17 protein-coding genes and 1 pseudogene are annotated in these 15,456 nt (G+C 63.5%); 14 read left to right on the top strand and 4 right to left on the bottom strand.

Annotated features, from left to right (window positions below; genetic code table 11):
• The first annotated feature begins 18 nt into the window (after positions 1 to 18).
• On the top strand, positions 19 to 1,176 hold the full coding sequence (locus JQ609_RS06670; RefSeq protein ID WP_212272569.1) for a substrate-binding protein: 1,158 nt from the start codon (positions 19 to 21) through the stop codon (positions 1,174 to 1,176).
• A 34-nt stretch (positions 1,177 to 1,210) separates the two neighbouring features.
• Here JQ609_RS06670 and JQ609_RS06665 read toward each other — a convergent pair whose 3' ends face one another.
• Positions 1,211 to 2,146, bottom strand: a complete 936-nt coding sequence (locus tag JQ609_RS06665; protein ID WP_312014809.1) for a TRAP transporter large permease — start codon at positions 2,144 to 2,146, stop codon at positions 1,211 to 1,213.
• Between the two features lie 103 nt (positions 2,147 to 2,249).
• On the opposite strand from JQ609_RS06665, the gene JQ609_RS06660 reads away from it, so the two are divergent.
• Positions 2,250 to 2,810: a hypothetical protein gene (locus JQ609_RS06660; protein WP_212272565.1), complete on the top strand. Its 561-nt coding sequence runs from the start codon at positions 2,250 to 2,252 to the stop codon at positions 2,808 to 2,810.
• A 110-nt stretch (positions 2,811 to 2,920) separates the two neighbouring features.
• On the opposite strand, the gene JQ609_RS06655 is transcribed toward JQ609_RS06660, so the two are convergent.
• Positions 2,921 to 3,379: an SRPBCC family protein gene (locus JQ609_RS06655; RefSeq protein ID WP_212207923.1), complete on the bottom strand. Its 459-nt coding sequence runs from the start codon at positions 3,377 to 3,379 to the stop codon at positions 2,921 to 2,923.
• Positions 3,380 to 3,497: 118 nt separating this feature from the next.
• Here JQ609_RS06655 and JQ609_RS06650 point away from each other — a divergent pair, with 118 nt between their 5' ends.
• The 7 genes and pseudogenes from JQ609_RS06650 (at position 3,498) to JQ609_RS06620 (ending at position 8,551) form a co-directional block, all read left to right on the top strand.
• Positions 3,498 to 4,592 carry an adenylate/guanylate cyclase domain-containing protein gene (locus tag JQ609_RS06650; RefSeq protein ID WP_212272562.1) on the top strand — a complete coding sequence of 365 codons (1,095 nt, stop codon included), beginning with the start codon at positions 3,498 to 3,500 and terminating at the stop codon, positions 4,590 to 4,592.
• Between the two features lie 62 nt (positions 4,593 to 4,654).
• Positions 4,655 to 5,020 carry an ArsR/SmtB family transcription factor gene (locus tag JQ609_RS06645; protein WP_249127711.1) on the top strand — a complete coding sequence of 122 codons (366 nt, stop codon included), beginning with the start codon at positions 4,655 to 4,657 and terminating at the stop codon, positions 5,018 to 5,020.
• A 12-nt stretch (positions 5,021 to 5,032) separates the two neighbouring features.
• Positions 5,033 to 5,563 carry an SRPBCC family protein gene (locus JQ609_RS06640; protein ID WP_212272560.1) on the top strand — a complete coding sequence of 177 codons (531 nt, stop codon included), beginning with the start codon at positions 5,033 to 5,035 and terminating at the stop codon, positions 5,561 to 5,563.
• A gap of 54 nt (positions 5,564 to 5,617) precedes the next feature.
• Positions 5,618 to 6,364, top strand: a complete 747-nt coding sequence (locus tag JQ609_RS06635) for a DUF899 family protein (protein ID WP_212272558.1) — start codon at positions 5,618 to 5,620, stop codon at positions 6,362 to 6,364.
• Between the two features lie 77 nt (positions 6,365 to 6,441).
• A complete protein-coding gene (locus JQ609_RS06630; protein ID WP_212207927.1) occupies positions 6,442 to 6,708 on the top strand; it encodes a hypothetical protein in 267 nt (88 codons plus the stop codon).
• 74 nt (positions 6,709 to 6,782) lie between these two features.
• Positions 6,783 to 7,208, top strand: a pseudogene (locus JQ609_RS06625) (GFA family protein).
• A gap of 110 nt (positions 7,209 to 7,318) precedes the next feature.
• The gene (locus JQ609_RS06620) at positions 7,319 to 8,551 is read left to right on the top strand and encodes an MFS transporter (RefSeq protein ID WP_212272556.1); all 1,233 of its coding nucleotides are present in this window, start codon (positions 7,319 to 7,321) and stop codon (positions 8,549 to 8,551) included.
• Positions 8,552 to 8,620: 69 nt separating this feature from the next.
• On the opposite strand, the gene JQ609_RS06615 is transcribed toward JQ609_RS06620, so the two are convergent.
• A complete protein-coding gene (locus JQ609_RS06615; protein ID WP_212272554.1) occupies positions 8,621 to 9,058 on the bottom strand; it encodes a VOC family protein in 438 nt (145 codons plus the stop codon).
• 252 nt (positions 9,059 to 9,310) lie between these two features.
• Here JQ609_RS06615 and JQ609_RS06610 point away from each other — a divergent pair, with 252 nt between their 5' ends.
• The 5 genes from JQ609_RS06610 (at position 9,311) to JQ609_RS06590 (ending at position 14,813) form a co-directional block, all read left to right on the top strand.
• Entirely contained in the window at positions 9,311 to 10,495 is a 1,185-nt protein-coding gene (locus JQ609_RS06610; protein WP_212272768.1) for an aminotransferase class V-fold PLP-dependent enzyme, read from the top strand.
• Between the two features lie 138 nt (positions 10,496 to 10,633).
• Entirely contained in the window at positions 10,634 to 10,984 is a 351-nt protein-coding gene (locus JQ609_RS06605) for a Lin0512 family protein (RefSeq protein WP_212272552.1), read from the top strand.
• Positions 10,985 to 11,053: 69 nt separating this feature from the next.
• Positions 11,054 to 12,388 (top strand): amidohydrolase, encoded by a 1,335-nt coding sequence (locus JQ609_RS06600; RefSeq protein ID WP_212272551.1) that lies wholly within the window; start codon positions 11,054 to 11,056, stop codon positions 12,386 to 12,388.
• A gap of 6 nt (positions 12,389 to 12,394) precedes the next feature.
• Complete coding sequence (locus JQ609_RS06595) at positions 12,395 to 14,110, top strand: dihydroxy-acid dehydratase (protein WP_212272548.1); 1,716 nt, start codon at positions 12,395 to 12,397, stop codon at positions 14,108 to 14,110.
• Positions 14,111 to 14,132: 22 nt separating this feature from the next.
• A complete protein-coding gene (locus JQ609_RS06590; protein WP_212272545.1) occupies positions 14,133 to 14,813 on the top strand; it encodes a GNAT family N-acetyltransferase in 681 nt (226 codons plus the stop codon).
• A gap of 8 nt (positions 14,814 to 14,821) precedes the next feature.
• Here JQ609_RS06590 and JQ609_RS06585 read toward each other — a convergent pair whose 3' ends face one another.
• Entirely contained in the window at positions 14,822 to 15,454 is a 633-nt protein-coding gene (locus JQ609_RS06585; protein WP_212272543.1) for an HAD-IA family hydrolase, read from the bottom strand.
• Between the last annotated feature and the right edge of the window lie 2 nt (positions 15,455 to 15,456).

Below are 15,456 nucleotides of genomic sequence, written 5' to 3'. Positions count from 1 at the left end.
GTTGCGGAGGGGACGCGTATGGCGTTGCCGTCGATCAAACGAATGGCGCTCGCGCTGCTGGTCTGTGGCGCAGGCCTCAGCAGCGTCGATGCCGCCGAGCCGATCCGTGTCGGCGCGGTGCTGCCGTTTTCCGGCGGCGTCGAGCTTTACGGCCAGCAGGCCAAGCTCGGGCTCGACCTCGCGGCCAAGGAAATCAACGCGGCGGGCGGCATTCTCGGCAGACCCGTTGAGGTGATGTACGCCGACGACAAAACACGGCCGGCCTCCGCCGAGGCCGCGATGCGCAAACTGATCGAGAGCGATGGCGTTGTGGCGGTGGTCGGCCCGATCACCTCGGCGAACCTGAATGCGATCGTGCCAATAGCCGAGAGCTCGAAAACTCCGCTGCTCTACGCCACCAATTTTGAAGGCGGCAAATGCAGCCGCTATGTCTTCTCGTTCTCAACGGTGCCCAACCAGGACATGGGCCAATTGCTGCCCTATATGAACCAGAGCTTCGGCAATACCTATTTCCTGCTGGGCGCCGACCGGGTCTGGCCGCATCAGATGTTCGACATCGCAAAGCCGCTCATTGAAAAGCTCGGCGGCAAAATCGTCGGCACGCATTATACGCTGGGCACCGAGACGGATTTCACCCCGCTGATCGCGCAGGTCGCGGCGGCCAAGCCGAGGGTGCTGCTGTTTGCGCTCAAAGGCGACGGCATCGATTTCATCCGGCAGGCCGACGACAAGGGATTGTTCAAGGAGACGACGGTCGCGTTCCTCGGCTTGTCCGAAATCGACCTCGGCATCTTTCGCGGCAAGGGCCAGAACATGCACACGGCGGTGCCGTCGGTCGCGACCAGCGATGACCCCGCCCTCAAAGCGTTTGTCGCCAAGGTTCGCGCCGAGGGCGGCGCCGATGTGCTGGTGTCGAACTACGTCATGACGCACTACAACACGCTGATCGCGCTCAGGGGCGCGATCAAGAAGGCCGGCAAGGTCGACAAGGAGGCCATCATCGACGCGATGGCGGGGCTCGTCTTTCCATCGCCGACCGGGCCAGTGACGATCGACCAGAACCACTACGCGACGATGAACATGTTTATCGCCAAGACGCAGGGGAGCGAACTCGTCACGGTCCGTGCGCTGGGCCAGATCGCGCCGCAGCCGGGATGCAAACTGGCGGATCGCTGATGCGGAGGCGCTCCATCGGGCACCTCCGTTGCCTCTACTGGCCGTAGCCCACAAGCAGTCTCGGTAGCCACAATACCGTCGCGGGAAACAGCGAGATGATGATCAGCACCGCGACCCCGGCGCCCAGGAAGGGGCCGAGTTCACGGCTCTCTTCTTCCAGTTTCACGCCGGCGAAGTTGGCGCAGATATAGAGCAGGATGCCGACGGGTGGCGTGATCAGCCCGAGGCAGAGGTTGAACACCATCACCAGCCCGAAATGGACGAGGTCGATGCCGACGGCCTGGACCACCGGCACCAGCACCGGGATCAGGATGAACATCGCCGGCAGCGGCTCCATGAAGATGCCGATGATGAGCAGGAAGACGTTGATCATCATCAGGATGATCGTCGGATCCGAGGAGAGGGAGCCGATCCAGGTCGCGAGCGCGCGCGGCGTGCCCGACACCGCGAGCAGCCAGCCGAAGCCCGATGACAGCGCGATGATGAACATCACGAGCGCGGTGTCGAGGGCGGTCTGGATCAGAATCGGCCAGATCGTCCTGAGGCTGAGCTCCCGGTAGACGAAGAAGCCGATGAACGCGGCGTAGACCACGGCGATGGTGGCGCTTTCGGTGACCGTGACGATGCCGCCGGTGACGCCGATCAGGATGATCACCGGCATCATGAGCGCCCAGCTTGCCGGCAGGAACAGCCGGGGAATCTGCCGGATCGGCACGGCTTCCGAGACGGGGTAGTTGCGCTTCACCGAGATCCAGTAGGCCGCGACCATCAGCGACAGCGCAAGCAGGATGCCCGGCACGATGCCGCCGAGGAACAGCGCAATGATGGAGACGCCTTTTCCCGCGGACAGCCCGTAGATGACCAGCGGGATCGAGGGCGGGATGATCGGCCCGTTGACGCAGGCCGACGCCATCAGCGCCGCGGCGAAACCGCCGCCATAGCCCTGTTTCTTCATCGCCGGGGTCAGCACCTTGCCGAGTGCGTCCCAGTGGGACTATCTGCAAGTCGCCGAATTCTGCCGCTTGCACGGGCGAGAGGAAGAGGCCGTTCGCCGTGCTGAGGAGGGACTCTGGGTGTTCGAGGATGAGCGGCCGGACGAGCGGCTCGTACTCTTCGCAGCGGACGCCCTTTCGAAGGCAGGTCGAAGCGCAAATGCCGAGGCGCACCTGTGGCGTGCTTTCGAAAAGACGCCGTCGCTCCATCTCTACTCGCGGCTGCGCAAATTCGGCGGCGAGGAAACCCGCGCTCGCGCTGTCAGCTTCCTGGAGGCCAAGCAGGCCTCAGGCGCGCGATTCCATTGGTTTCAGCCGTCCGATCTTCTCATCCGAATATGGATGCAGGAGAAGATGTTCGATGCAGCCTGGGCGGTGGCGCGGAAACACGGCTCGTCGCCGGCCTTGAAGGACGAACTTGCCAGGGCGAGCGAGGCGACGCATCCGCGTGAGGCACTTGAAGTTCATGCCGAACGCGTTGTTTTGCTTGTCAATACTGGTGGCAATGCAGCTTACGCGGAGGCAGCAAAATTGATCGCGCGCATGGCGACCATGCGCAGCAAAAAAGAGCAGGCGGATTATGTCCTGGGGCTCAAAGCGCGTTTCGATCGCAAGCGCAACTTCATGAAGTTATTGGATTGACTTGGCGCCGGCACGCGACGCGGCGCTCTACCGGCGGGTGTCAGCCGCCTGCGCTCGGCGCTTGATCTTCCCAAGCCAGTCGCTTGACGAGGATGACGCGGGGTGAGCCGTCACGCCGGCTTGCGCGTGCCGTTCGGTCCCCAATCAGGACCGGGATCGCGGCCGGCGGCGACTGATGTCAGCCGGCCGAGGTAATGCGCCCAACCCTTGTCATGGCTGGCGCAGGTGGCTTCATTGGGAAGACCGCTATGGGTCATGCGCAGCAGCGTGCCGCCATCCTGTTCGATCAGATCGATTTCGATCAGGCTTGATCCCGGCGGCACCTCGTCGTTGGTTTCCCAGCCGAAACTGTAGGCGAGGCGGTGCACCGGCACGACTTCGCGAAATGCGCCGCGCGCCGTAGCGCTGCCGACGCCTTTCAGGAGATAGAGCCCGCCCGGATGCATCTCAGTCGTCGCCTCGGTGCCCATCCATTGCACGATCTTGTCGGGATCGGTGAGGAAGGCGAACACGCTGGCGCGGGGCGCCGCAATGTGGGTCTCGCGCTGGACGACGAACGCTTCAGTCATCGAAAACCTCGTTGCTCGTTGGCATGAAGAAGGTGCGACCGATGCGAACATATGCCCGCGCGCGGATTTACCAAGGGCGGTTGATGACAATGACGCGCCGCTGCCACATGATCGGCCCATGCAACTCAATTCGACGCTGACATGGCTGGTGGATGCGGCGGGCGCTGCACCGGGTGCGGACCGGTTCCTTGCCGAACTCGGTGCGCATTTGATCGCTGATAAATTGCCGCTCGCCGGTGGCGCCCTGACGCTCGCGGTCCCGCATCCGATCATTGCCCGTCGTACCTGGCTATGGCGGGCCGACAACGGCGAGGTGATCGAGGCTGTAGGTTTCGCGCCGGCGGGATTCGCAAATGCAGGACAGAAGGATTCCGCTGGTGATGCCGGCCGCCACTGGCTGGCCGGGCTCGCGGGCGGAATGGTGCACGAAGACGTCGTGGGCCCGGGACCGGATGGACCTGTGCTCTCATGGATCGGGCCGCGTCAGTTCACGGAAGCGGAGATCGCCCGGTTGCGCGAGGCCGCCCGTTTTGCCGCCGCACCACTCGCCGCCCTTTCAGCGCGCGCGACGCTGACCGCAACGCTCGAGGCCTATCTGGGCCGGCGCAGTGCGGCGCGCGTTCTGGCAGGACCATTGCGGCGTGATGTCGGCGAAACCATCCGTGCCGCGTTGCTCTATGCGGATCTACGCAGTTTCACCGCGCTGTCCGAGACTTCGCCGCCGGCTTCCGTCATCACCGCGCTCGATGCCTGGTTCGATTGCATGGCCGGTGCCGTTCACGCCTTCGGCGGCGAAGTGCTGAAATTCATCGGCGACGGCATGCTGGCGATCTTTCCGGTTATCGGCGACAATCCCGGCGATGCCTGCACCGCCGCGCTGCGCGCGGTCACATCAGCCCAGGCCGGAATGGCACATCTCGATGAGACGCGGCGAGAGCAGGGGCTGCCATCTCTCAGCTTCGGCGCCGCGCTGCATCTCGGTGAAATTCTGTGGGGCAATATCGGCGCGGCGGACCGGCTGGATTTCACCGCAATCGGTCCCGCCGTCAATCTGGTCAGCCGGCTCGAGGGGCTGTGCCGGCCGCTCGGCCGGACGGTTTTGATTTCCGGCGCGGTCGCTCGCGAGCTCTCCGCAAAACTAATCCCGCTCGGAACGCATCCGCTGCGCGGCATCGCCGCTCCCTGCGATGTCTACACCGTGCCGGGCGGCTAGACCTTCGGAACTCGATCACAAAGAAGTTAAACCGATCGGTTGACAATCCGGACTGCACGACTATGTTAAACTACATGGTTGAACAAGAGACCCATCTCGATGCCGTCTTTCATGCCCTCGCGGATCCCACCCGGCGGGCCATGCTTGGCCAGCTCGCGGAACGCGAACTCACGATTGGGGAACTGGCGACCCCGTTCAGCATGAGCTTTGCGGGTGCGTCGAAACACGTGCGGGTGCTGGAGGACGCAGGGCTGGTGAAGCGCACGATCCAGGGCCGCACCCATCTGTGCCGCCTGGAAGCGGCGCGGCTAGCAGAAGCCAATGAGTGGCTGCGGCGTTATGAGCGCTTCTGGACTGAAAAACTCGACGCGCTGGAATCCCTGCTGCGCGCCGAAGACGAAGCGGCGGCAAAGAAAAGCAAGACGTGAAGGAGTAGAACGATGGATGCGAAGACACCCGATGCCTACGGCACGCTGATCGAACCCACCACGCTGAAGATCCAGCGGCTGTTGCCCGGTCCGATCGAGCGCATCTGGGCCTATCTCACCGACAGCGACCTGCGCCGCAAATGGCTGGCGGCAGGCGTGATGGAGATGAAGGTTGGCGCGCCCGTCGAATTCGTTTGGCGCAACGGCGAGCTCAACGATCCGCCAAGTCCGCGGCCGGCCGATTTTCCCGAAGAACACCGCATGCAAAGCCGGATCACCGAACTCGATCCGATGCGCAAGCTTTCCATCGCCTGGAACAACAGCGGCGACGTGACGTTTGAACTGGAGCCAAAAGGGCAGGGCGTGCTGCTCACGGTGATCCATCGCCGTCTGCCCGATCGTTCGACCATGCTCAAGGTCAGCGCCGGCTGGCATATGCATCTCGACGTCCTTGTCGCACGCGCATCCGGCAATGAGCCGGCGCCGTTCTGGGAAGGCTGGAGCAAACTGCAAAAGGAATACGACCGGCGGCTGCCGGCCTGACGCCGCAGCACGACGCCGACCGCAACAAGCATCGCACCAAACAGGAGGCTAGCCATGATTCAGGCAATGAAGACGCATGTCGTTTCGGCAATGGAGTGGGAAGCTGCGCGCCAGCAGATGCTCGTGAAGGAAAAAGCCAATACCCGTGCCCGTGACGCGCTGGCGGCCGAGCGCAGGCGGATGCCGTGGATGGCCGTGGAGAAGACGTACGCGTTTGAAGGACCGGGTGGCAGAGCGAGCCTGGTCGACCTGTTCGACGGCCGCCGCCAGTTGATCGTCTACCGCGCGTTCTACGAGCCTGGCGTGCATGGTTGGCCCGAGCATGCGTGCCGCGGCTGCTCCATGGTGGCCGATCAGGTCGCCCACCTCGCTCATTTGAACGCGCGCGATACCACGCTCGTTTTCGTTTCGCGCGCGCCGCAGGTGGACATCGCGCGGCTGAAAAAGCGGATGGAATGGGATATGCCCTGGTACACCGTCACCGACAGCTTCGACAAAGACTTCGGCGTCGACGAATGGCACGGCACCAACGTGTTCATCCGCGACGGCAACAAGGTTTTCCGGACCTACTTCATCAACAACCGCGGCGACGAGCAGATGGGCGGCACCTGGAACTACCTCGACATCACGCCGCTTGGCCGCCAGGAGATCTGGGAGGATTCTCCGGAAGGTACGCCGCAGACGCCAACCTACAAATGGTGGAACTGGCACGACAGCTACGTCCCGAACGCCGCGCCCGATAAAAAGTGGGTCGAGGTGTCGGACGCCGGCGAGGCCGCCATGCGCAAGCAAAGCGGCTAATCCGGCGACGTCAGCCACCGCTCGCGCAGTGCTGCGCGAGCGGGAGCAGCCAGCTAGCAGTAACGCAGGAGAAGGACATGAGTGAGACGCATGCCGTCGCACGCAGCACCGGTGCGATTCCTCGCAACAACGGCAATGCGGCCGCGACCGGCGCCGCCGAATTTCTATACCTCGCGGCCGCGCCGACCTTCGCGATCATGGCGTTGCTCACGTCCGTTCTTGGCGGCGGAGCGGTGGAGGCGTTGTGTTCGCCGGCGTCACCGCTGAGCGGAATGGTTCCGATGTATTTGCTGATGAGCGCCTTTCATCTGGCGCCATGGCTGAAGCTGATTTCTCATCGGTGAAATGGTGTTGACCGGTGCTGATCCTGCTTTCGAAATCCAGATTACCTCGCATCACCTCCACGAAAAGGAACAACATGAGCAAAGTTTTTACCGGTGGCTGCGCCTGCGCCGCGATCCGTTATGAAATTTCCAGCGAACCTGTCTTCATGAACCACTGCCAGTGCCTGGACTGCCAGCACAGGAGCGGCACCGGGCACGGCTCCTATCTGACCTTCATGGACAGGAAGAACGTAAAACTCGAAGGCAAGGCGGCGCGTTGCGACGTCGTTGCCGATAGCGGCAATGTGAAGACGCACAGCTTCTGCCCGGCCTGCGGGTCACCGGTCTATCTGACCTAAACGGCGATGCCGGATGTCATTACCGTGCACGCGGCGAGCCTCGACGATCCCGCCCGGTTCAAGCCGCAGGCCGTGACCTACGGGATACGCAGCCATGCCTGGGATGATCTCGATCCGGCCTTGCCGAAATTCGACAAGATGCCACCTGCTGCCAGTTCCTGAACTGGCCACGGGTCTTTAAAAGGCGTGCCCTTAAAAAATTATCCTGATCATGTCGCCTTTGGCGCTTCTCGTACGTCTTGAACAAAGAAGCGCCAAAACGGAGATTTGCAATGGACCATTCCCGCTATCGATGGGTGATTGTCGCGGCCGGCGGCACGCTGGGCTGTGTCGCGATCGGAGCGATGTTTTCACTGCCGGTGCTGTTGCAATCGATCACGCGGGATACCGGCTGGTCGGTCGCCGGCGTATCGAGCGCGATGACGGTCGGTTTCCTGGCGATGGCGTGCTGCAGCATGCTCTGGGGCAACCTGTCGGACCGGTTCGGGCCGTTGCCGGTGGTGCTGACCGGATCATTGGTGCTGGCGGCAAGCTTGTTGCTCGCAAGCCTCGCGACTTCGCTTCTGGTGTTCCAGTTCGCATTCGGCGTTCTGGTCGGCGGCGCCATTGCCGCAATCTTTGCCCCGATGATGGCCTGCGTCACCGGCTGGTTCGATACAAATCGCAGCCTCGCGGTCTCATTGGTGTCGGCCGGCATGGGGATCGCGCCCATGACCATGGCGCCGCTGGTGGCCTGGCTGGTCTCGGTCCATGACTGGCGAACGACGCTGCAGATCGTGGCTGCGATTGTTGCCGTCATCATGATTCCAGTGTCGCTCCTGGTGCGACGCCCGCCGGCGCTCGCGACGGCCAGCGCCAGTGTCCCGGCAAACGGCGAGCAGCAAACCGAGATGTCGGTGAGCGAAGCGGTGCGGTCGCCCCAGTTCGCGATCCTGCTGCTGACGAATTTCTTCTGCTGCGCCACCCATTCCGGACCGATCATCCATACGGTCAGCTATGCCGTCAGCTGCGGTATCCCGCTGATCGCGGCGGTTTCGATCTACAGCCTCGAAGGGCTCACGGGGCTCGGCGGCCGCATCGCGTTCGGCATCCTCGGCGACAAACTGGGCGCCAAGCGCGTTCTTGTGGCGGGATTGCTGGTGCAGGCCTTCGGCGCGCTGGCCTATGTGTTCGTCCGCGACCTTGCCGGCTTCTATGCGGTGGCGGCGGTGTTCGGCTTCATCTATGCCGGCACAATGCCCCTATACGCCGCGATCGCGCGCGAGAATTTCCCGTTGAAGATGATGGGCACCGTGATCGGCGGCACGGCGATGACCGGCAGCCTCGGCATGGCCACGGGGCCGGTGGCCGGCGGCCTGATCTACGATACCCTTGGCAGTTACACGTGGCTTTACGTCGGCTCCTGGGCCATGGGACTGGGCGCGTTCCTGATCGCGATGACCTTCAAGCCGTTCCCCAAGACGAATGCGAACGCTCAAGCGGCGACGGTGCCGGCATCGGCATAACCAGACAAAACCCGGGCGCGTGTTGGCACGCCCGGGTTCGTTGTTAGATTGATCACCTTGCTGAGGGGATCAGCCGGCAAATGCCTTGTCGAGGTCGCCAATAACGATCTTTCGCATCTTCATCATGGCCTGCATGGCGCGATCGGCCTTCGTGCGATCGGGATCGCCGAGGTAACGGCCCAGCGCCGTGGGCACAACCTGCCAGGACAGGCCGAATTTGTCCTTCAGCCATCCGCACTGCGATTCCTCGCCGCCGTCGGCGGTCAGTTTGCTCCAGAAATAGTCCACCTCTTCCTGGGTCTCGACGCTGATGAAGAAGGAGACCGCCTCGTTGAACCTGTACTTGGGGCCGCCATTGAGAGCGTTGAACTTCTGTCCCTCAAGTTCGAAACTCGCCATGAAGTCATTGACGATTTCGACTTTGGCATTGGGAAACACCGATTTGTAGAAGGCGACGGCCGCGGGGACGTTGTTGTCGAACCAGAGGAACGGCGTGATGGAAGTCATGACGGATGTCCTTGTCGGTTGAGGTGAATCGGCCGGCTCGGTGGCTTTGGAGGGAGAGGATGGTCCGGGCAGGGTCGACAGGCAGAGCAGCGAGGATTATTGGGCCGTCGTCGGCGAGGGCTCATGGGGTGGACGAACGAGGGGACAGGATTCCGACACGGTCTGTTTCTTTTTTCGCACGGCCCAATCCACCCCTCCGGGGGCAGGGCTGGTCTGGTAGGCTTCCTCGGTTCGTCTGAAACCGGATTGCCCATGTCCATTGATCTTGAACGCCTTCGCGCTGAGACGCCCGGTGTCATCAGCCGTGTCCACCTCAACAATGCCGGCGCCGGCCTGATGCCCTTGCCGGTGCTGCAGGCGATGACAGACTATCTTAGGCGGGAGGCCGAGATCGGGGGCTACGAGGCCGCCGCCGAGGCTGCAGCACGCCTTGACGGCGTTTACGACAGTGTTGCCGGTCTGATCGGCGCCGCCAGGGATGAGATCGCGCTGACCGAAAATGCCACTGTGGCGTGGCAAATGGCGTTTTACGCCCTGCCGTTGCGCGACGGCGATCGCATCCTGACAGCGCGGGCCGAATACGCGGCGAACTATGTTGCGTTTCTGCAGGTCGCCAAGCGCACCGGGGCGGTGATCGAGATCATCCCTGATGACGCAAATGGCGTGCTGGATGCGGAAGCGCTGGAGCGGATGCTCGACGATCGCGTACGTCTGATCGCGATCACCTGGGTGCCAACGAATGGCGGCCTGGTGAATCCCGCGGCCGCCGTCGGCCGCATCGCACGGGCGCACGGAATTCCCTATCTGCTCGATGCGTGTCAGGCCGTCGGACAGATACCGGTCGACGTCGCGGCGCTCGGCTGCGACATGCTTTCGGCGACGGGACGCAAGTTCTTGCGCGGTCCGCGCGGGACGGGATTCCTGTATGTGCGCCGCGAACTGCTGGGCAAGCTCGAGCCCCCGATGATCGACCATTTCGGCGCGCCGTGGCTGGCGCCCGATCGCTACCAGCTTAGGGCCGACGCCCGTCGCTTCGAGACCTGGGAGAACAACTACGCCGCAAGATTGGGGCTCGGCGTCGCGGTGGACTACGCGCAGGCGATTGGAATCGAGCCGATTGCCGCGCGTTGCCGGACGTTGGCTGGCCTGCTGCGCAACGGGCTTGGCCAGATTCCTGATGTGACGATCCATGACCTTGGACCGCATCCGGCGGCGATCGTCACATTCTCCGTCCCGGGCTTTGAGGCCGATGCCGTGAAGACGCATCTGGCCGGGGCGGGAATCAATGTCAGCACGTCGGATCCTGCAAGCACGCTTCTCGACGCGAAGCGGCGTGCATTGCCTTCGATCGTGCGCGCCTCGCCTCACTATTATAATACGGAGGACGAAATCGATCGTCTGACGACGACTGTTCGGAAGCTCAGGGATCGCCAGTGATCGGTTTGCGCATCTCGCCGCTTCAAGAAGGAGCGGTTTGCTTCGTCGCTTTCAGTCGCCCACTTGCCTTCGGACCGCCATGGCGCGAAACTCTGCGCCGAGACTGATCCCCCGCACTCCAACGAAAGCAAAAACCTGATGGCACGCGTGCGCTGTATTACCGAAATGGGCATGGGCGTTGATGTTCATGGCCGCGACGCCACCAAGGCCGCCAAGCGCGCGGTCTCGGACGCAATCCGCCACTCCAGCCTCGGCTTCTTCCGGATGCTGGGCAAGACCGCCAACGATATGTACGTCGATGTCACCATCGCCGTGCCGAACCCCGAGGCGGTGGATACCGCGGCGGTCGCCAAGGAATTGCCATATGGCACCAAGACCGTGACGGCGATCGCGGGCGGGCTCGAGATCCCGTCCGATCTGGGCAACGATCCTATCCTGATCGCCAACGCTGCCGTGATCGTGAGCTTTGACGACGGCAAAACCGGGTAGACACTCAACGAGCCGTCGTCCAGGCTGCCGATAAGAGCAACACCGGGGAAACAAGGGAGCGCCGCCGCCATGAAGCACTTGGTCAAATCCTTGCTTTTGTCATCGGCGCTCTGTGCATTCACGCTCTGGCCCGCGCATGCCGAGTTGAACGTTCCCGCGCTCAAGGCCGCCATCGAGAAATCGTTCGAGGCCGACTATCCGAAACTCGATGCGCTTTACAAGGACATTCACGCCCATCCCGAACTCGCCTTCCAGGAGGTGAAGACCGCCGCAAAACTCGCCGCCGAGATGCGCGCGCTGGGTTTTGAGGTGACTGAGCAGGTCGGCAAGACGGGCCTGGTCGCCATCTACAAGAATGGCGATGGCCCCACCATCCTGGTGCGCACCGAACTCGACGCGTTACCGATGGAGGAGAAAACCGGGCTCCCTTACGCAAGTCAGGACAAGGCCGTGTTTGGTGGCAAGGAGTCGTTTGTCGCCCATAGCTGCGGCCACGACATCCATATGGCGAGTTGGGTCGGAACGGCGAAGACTCTGCTGGGGCTGAAAGACCAGTGGAAGGGCACGCTGATGTTCATCGCCCAGCCGGCCGAGGAAATCGTGCGAGGCGCGAAGGCCATGCTGGATGACGGCCTGTTCACGCGATTTCAGAAGCCCGACTTTGCCTTCGCTCTGCATGCCGGCGGATTCCCGCACGGTAATCTGGCCTATCGCGTCGGCGTCGGCTCGTCGATTGCCGACGGACTCTACATCAAGTTCCGTGGCCGCGGCGGTCACGGCGCGATGCCGCAGGCAACCATCGACCCCATCATGATTGCCGCCCGGTTCATCGTCGACGTGCAAAGCGTGATCAGCCGCGAAAAGGATCCGACCGAGTTCGCTGTTGTCAGCATCGGCGCGATTCAGAGCGGCACCGTCGGCAACATCATCCCCGATGAAGCAACGTTGCAGGGCACCATCCGCACCTTCAAACCGCAGGTACGCGCCAAATTGCATGCGGGGATTGAACGGGTGGCGAAGGCGGCGGCCGCGATGTCGGATGCGCCCGCGCCCGAGATCAGGATCGCCGAGGGCGCCAAGGCTGTCATGAACGATCCAGCGGTCGTTGCGACCGCAGAGAAGGTGCTGAAGGCAGCTTTCGGCGACAAGTTCAGGATTTCGCCGCCAGGCACGCCGAGCGAGGATTTTTCCGAATTCGCCTATGCCGGGGTGCCGTCGATGATGTTCAACATCGGGGTCCATGACCCGGAGCAGTGGGCTGCGGCCAACAAGAGCGGAACCCCGATGCCCGGCAATCATTCGCCGCTGTTCGCGCCGGTGCCGAAGCCGACCATCCAGACCGGTGTCACGGCGATGACGCTCGCCGTGCTCAGCGCGTTCGATCAGCATGCAAGGGGTAAATAAGAAGCAATGGTTGAAGACAGCAGCACCTACTGGAAGAAAGCCCGCGTCGAATTGCGTGCCGCCGGCTTCGAACCGGACCGCGCCGCCAAGACCAGCGCGGTCGTGACGATTGCGAGCGCCTATACCAATGCGCATCGCTGCAACAATCGCGTGCGCACCATTACGGATTTGCTCGTCGAACTTCTCGCCGAACGCGGCGGGCAGGGGCTGATCGTGGGGGCGCCTGCGGTGTCGGACGCGCTGACGCAGGGCACGCCGACGGCAGGCTACAGCCTGGCGTCGCGTGACGTCGTCGCCGATTGCTTCGAGATCGGCCACTACGCGCACCATGGCGACGCCATGATCGTGATCTCCGGTTGCGACAAGACCGGCGCTGCAGCCTTGATGCCGCTGGCGCGGACCAATGCATTCGGGCTCGTGCTCTATCCCGGCACCAGTTCGCCGGGCCGGGTGTCGTTCGGCGCCTGGGCCGCCAAGGGCAACAATCTGACCATCATGGATTACGCCGAGGCGCGCGCGGCCAACGATTCCGGGCGCATCTCGTCGGAAGAGTTGACCGAGATCGAGCGCAACGTGATGCCCGGCAGCGGCACCTGCGGCGCGATGTTCACCGCCAACACCATGAGCACGATTGCGGAAGCGATCGGCATGATGCTGCCGCGCGGCGCCTCGCATCCCGCCGACTACCATGCCGGCAGTGATATCCATGCCGACGTCCGCGCGCAGGCCCGTGCCTCGGTCGACGCGCTGTACGGGCTGATCGAGGCCGGCATCCGGCCGCGCGACATCATGACCGAGCGTGCGTTCGAGAACGCGATCACGACCGTCTACGCGATGGGCGGTTCGACCAACATGTATCTGCACTTGCTCGCGGTCGCGCGCGAGGCGCAGGTGCCGGTCGGCATCGAGCGCATCCAGGCGGTCGGCGAACGCGTGCCGCTGCTGGCCGACCTGCAGCCGCATGGACCCTTTGCGATGGGAAGCCTGCATGCGATCGGCGGCGTGCCCGTCGTGATGAAGGAGTTGCTGCGCAACGGCCTGCTGCACGGCGACGTGATGACGGTTACCGGCAAGACGCTGGCCGAAAACCTCGCTGATGTGCCGACGCTGGATCAGATCGGCCCGCAGAAGATCGTTTCGCCGGTGGCCAGTCCCGTCGCGCCGCCGAACAACCACATCAGCGTGCTGAAGGGCAATCTCGCGCCGGAAAGCTGCCTGCTCAAACTCTCCGGCAAGACGCTCGACAACGGGCAATTCCGCGGCACGGCGCGGGTGTTTGAATCCGAGGCCGCCACGATGGCGGCGATCCGCGCCGGGGAGATCGTGGCCGGCAATGTGATCGTGGTGCGCAATGTCGGTCCGGTCGGCGGGCCTGGCATGCCCGAAATGGTGATGCTGACGATCCAGTTGCAGGGGCAGGGCCTCGGTGAGGATGTCGCGCTCATCACCGACGGGCGCTTCTCCGGCGTCTCGCACGGCATCCTGATCGGCCATGTCTCGCCGGAAGCGGCGCGTGGCGGTCCGATCGCGGCGGTCCGCGACGGCGATATCATCGTGATCGATCCCGGTGCGCGCACCGTCACCCTCGACGTGTCGCCCGAGGAGATCGCCCGGCGCATGGCAGACTGGCGCGCGCCTGACGCGGCGCGGGTGCGGCGCGGCTCGGTGCACGACAAATATATCCGGCTGGTGTCGTCGGCGCATTACGGCTGCGTGCTTTGAGCGGACGTGCGTCGGCAAAACCATGACTCATCCGCTCGATCAGCCCATCTGGAGCGCTCTGACGACCCGGCAGCAGGCGCTGGCGGAGGGCGGCGCCGTGGCGCGGCGCTTTCCGCTTGCGATCGCGCCGTTCGCGGACATGGTCGACATGTCGCCCGAAAGCTTTGCCGCCCTTGGCGCGCTGATGTCCGGATCCGAGATCGCCGTGCTGTTTACATCAGGCGCAGTCACCGCGCCGGATCAATTCAAAACGCTGCTCGCTGAGACCGGGGAGCAGATGACAGGAACGCCCAAGGACAGTTCGGCGCCCGGCGTGGAGATCGTCACGCTCGGCGTGACCGATGTGCCCGAGATGATCGCACTGGTCGAACTGACAAAACCCGGTCCTTTCAGCACGCGCACCCATGAACTCGGAACGTTTCTCGGCATCAGGATCGATGGCCGGCTCGTCGCGATGACCGGCGAGCGCATGAAGCCCGGCAATTACACCGAGATGACGGCGGTCTGCGTGCACCCGGATCATCGCGGCCGCGGCTACGCGCAGGCACTGCTCGGCGCGGTCGCCCGCGGAATCGTTGATCGAGGCGAGATTCCGTTCCTGCATGTGTTTAGCAGCAACACCTCAGCGATCGCGCTTTATCAAAGGCAGGGAATGGAGATCCGTCGTCGCCTGCATGTGACGGTGCTGCAGAAAAAGGCGTGACGGTTCAATCAGGCGATCGCGAACTCTTGCTTGATCTCCTCGAACGTATGGAAGAAATGCGTCGGCCGGGCTGCCTGCAGCGCGGCGGGGAGGGCGTAGCCCCAGGCGACCGCGCCGGAATCCATCCCTGCGGCCCTGGCGGCTTCGATATCGCGGAGTTCGTCGCCAATGCAGAGGACTTCGGAAGGACTTGTTCCGAGCTGCCGCGCGACGCGCTTGAACTTGTGGTGCTTGCCGAAGAGCGAGGCGCCGCAGTCGAAGCGCGCGATCAGCGCCGCGGAAGGACCGAGGACCTGGCGTACCGATGCTTCGCTGTCGGAGCTGACGATTGCGGCGTGGATGCCGATGTTCCGCAGGTCGGCCAGCAATTGCGGGACGCCGTCGAACAGCGAGATCTGGTTTGCGGCCGCAAGCTTGCGCCGCCGCATGTCGCGCGAGATGGCCGGCAGCTTCCACATTGGCATGTTGAGGCGGGCGATGATTTCGCGGCCCGACCGTCCTCGCAATCCCTCCAGCTCCTCGGCGCTGACTGGCGCGAGGTCGAACTTCGCGATCAGGTCCTGAAAAACGGTTCGAAACCAGGGAAGCGAGTCGGCGAGCGTGCCGTCGAAATCGAAAATGGCGAGGCGATAGCGGGGCATGC

The sequence above is a fragment of the Bradyrhizobium sp. AUGA SZCCT0169 genome (genome assembly GCF_018130085.1).
In the GTDB taxonomy this organism is placed as follows: Bacteria; Pseudomonadota; Alphaproteobacteria; order Rhizobiales; family Xanthobacteraceae; genus Bradyrhizobium.
Note: the sequence above shows the minus strand (reverse complement) of the source record. Positions and strands in the feature narration are given on the sequence as shown.

Coding starts and splice junctions, on each gene's coding strand:
- JQ609_RS06615 (WP_212272554.1), bottom strand. CDS start 9,058: ATGACTTCCATCACGCCGTTCCTCTGGTTCGACAACAACGTCCCCGCG.
- JQ609_RS06630 (WP_212207927.1), top strand. CDS start 6,442: ATGAGTGAGACGCATGCCGTCGCACGCAGCACCGGTGCGATTCCTCGC.
- JQ609_RS06635 (WP_212272558.1), top strand. CDS start 5,618: ATGATTCAGGCAATGAAGACGCATGTCGTTTCGGCAATGGAGTGGGAA.
- JQ609_RS06655 (WP_212207923.1), bottom strand. CDS start 3,379: ATGACTGAAGCGTTCGTCGTCCAGCGCGAGACCCACATTGCGGCGCCC.
- JQ609_RS06605 (WP_212272552.1), top strand. CDS start 10,634: ATGGCACGCGTGCGCTGTATTACCGAAATGGGCATGGGCGTTGATGTT.
- JQ609_RS06650 (WP_212272562.1), top strand. CDS start 3,498: ATGCAACTCAATTCGACGCTGACATGGCTGGTGGATGCGGCGGGCGCT.
- JQ609_RS06670 (WP_212272569.1), top strand. CDS start 19: ATGGCGTTGCCGTCGATCAAACGAATGGCGCTCGCGCTGCTGGTCTGT.
- JQ609_RS06620 (WP_212272556.1), top strand. CDS start 7,319: ATGGACCATTCCCGCTATCGATGGGTGATTGTCGCGGCCGGCGGCACG.
- JQ609_RS06645 (WP_249127711.1), top strand. CDS start 4,655: ATGTTAAACTACATGGTTGAACAAGAGACCCATCTCGATGCCGTCTTT.
- JQ609_RS06585 (WP_212272543.1), bottom strand. CDS start 15,454: ATGCCCCGCTATCGCCTCGCCATTTTCGATTTCGACGGCACGCTCGCC.
- JQ609_RS06640 (WP_212272560.1), top strand. CDS start 5,033: ATGGATGCGAAGACACCCGATGCCTACGGCACGCTGATCGAACCCACC.
- JQ609_RS06595 (WP_212272548.1), top strand. CDS start 12,395: ATGGTTGAAGACAGCAGCACCTACTGGAAGAAAGCCCGCGTCGAATTG.
- JQ609_RS06610 (WP_212272768.1), top strand. CDS start 9,311: ATGTCCATTGATCTTGAACGCCTTCGCGCTGAGACGCCCGGTGTCATC.
- JQ609_RS06600 (WP_212272551.1), top strand. CDS start 11,054: ATGAAGCACTTGGTCAAATCCTTGCTTTTGTCATCGGCGCTCTGTGCA.
- JQ609_RS06590 (WP_212272545.1), top strand. CDS start 14,133: ATGACTCATCCGCTCGATCAGCCCATCTGGAGCGCTCTGACGACCCGG.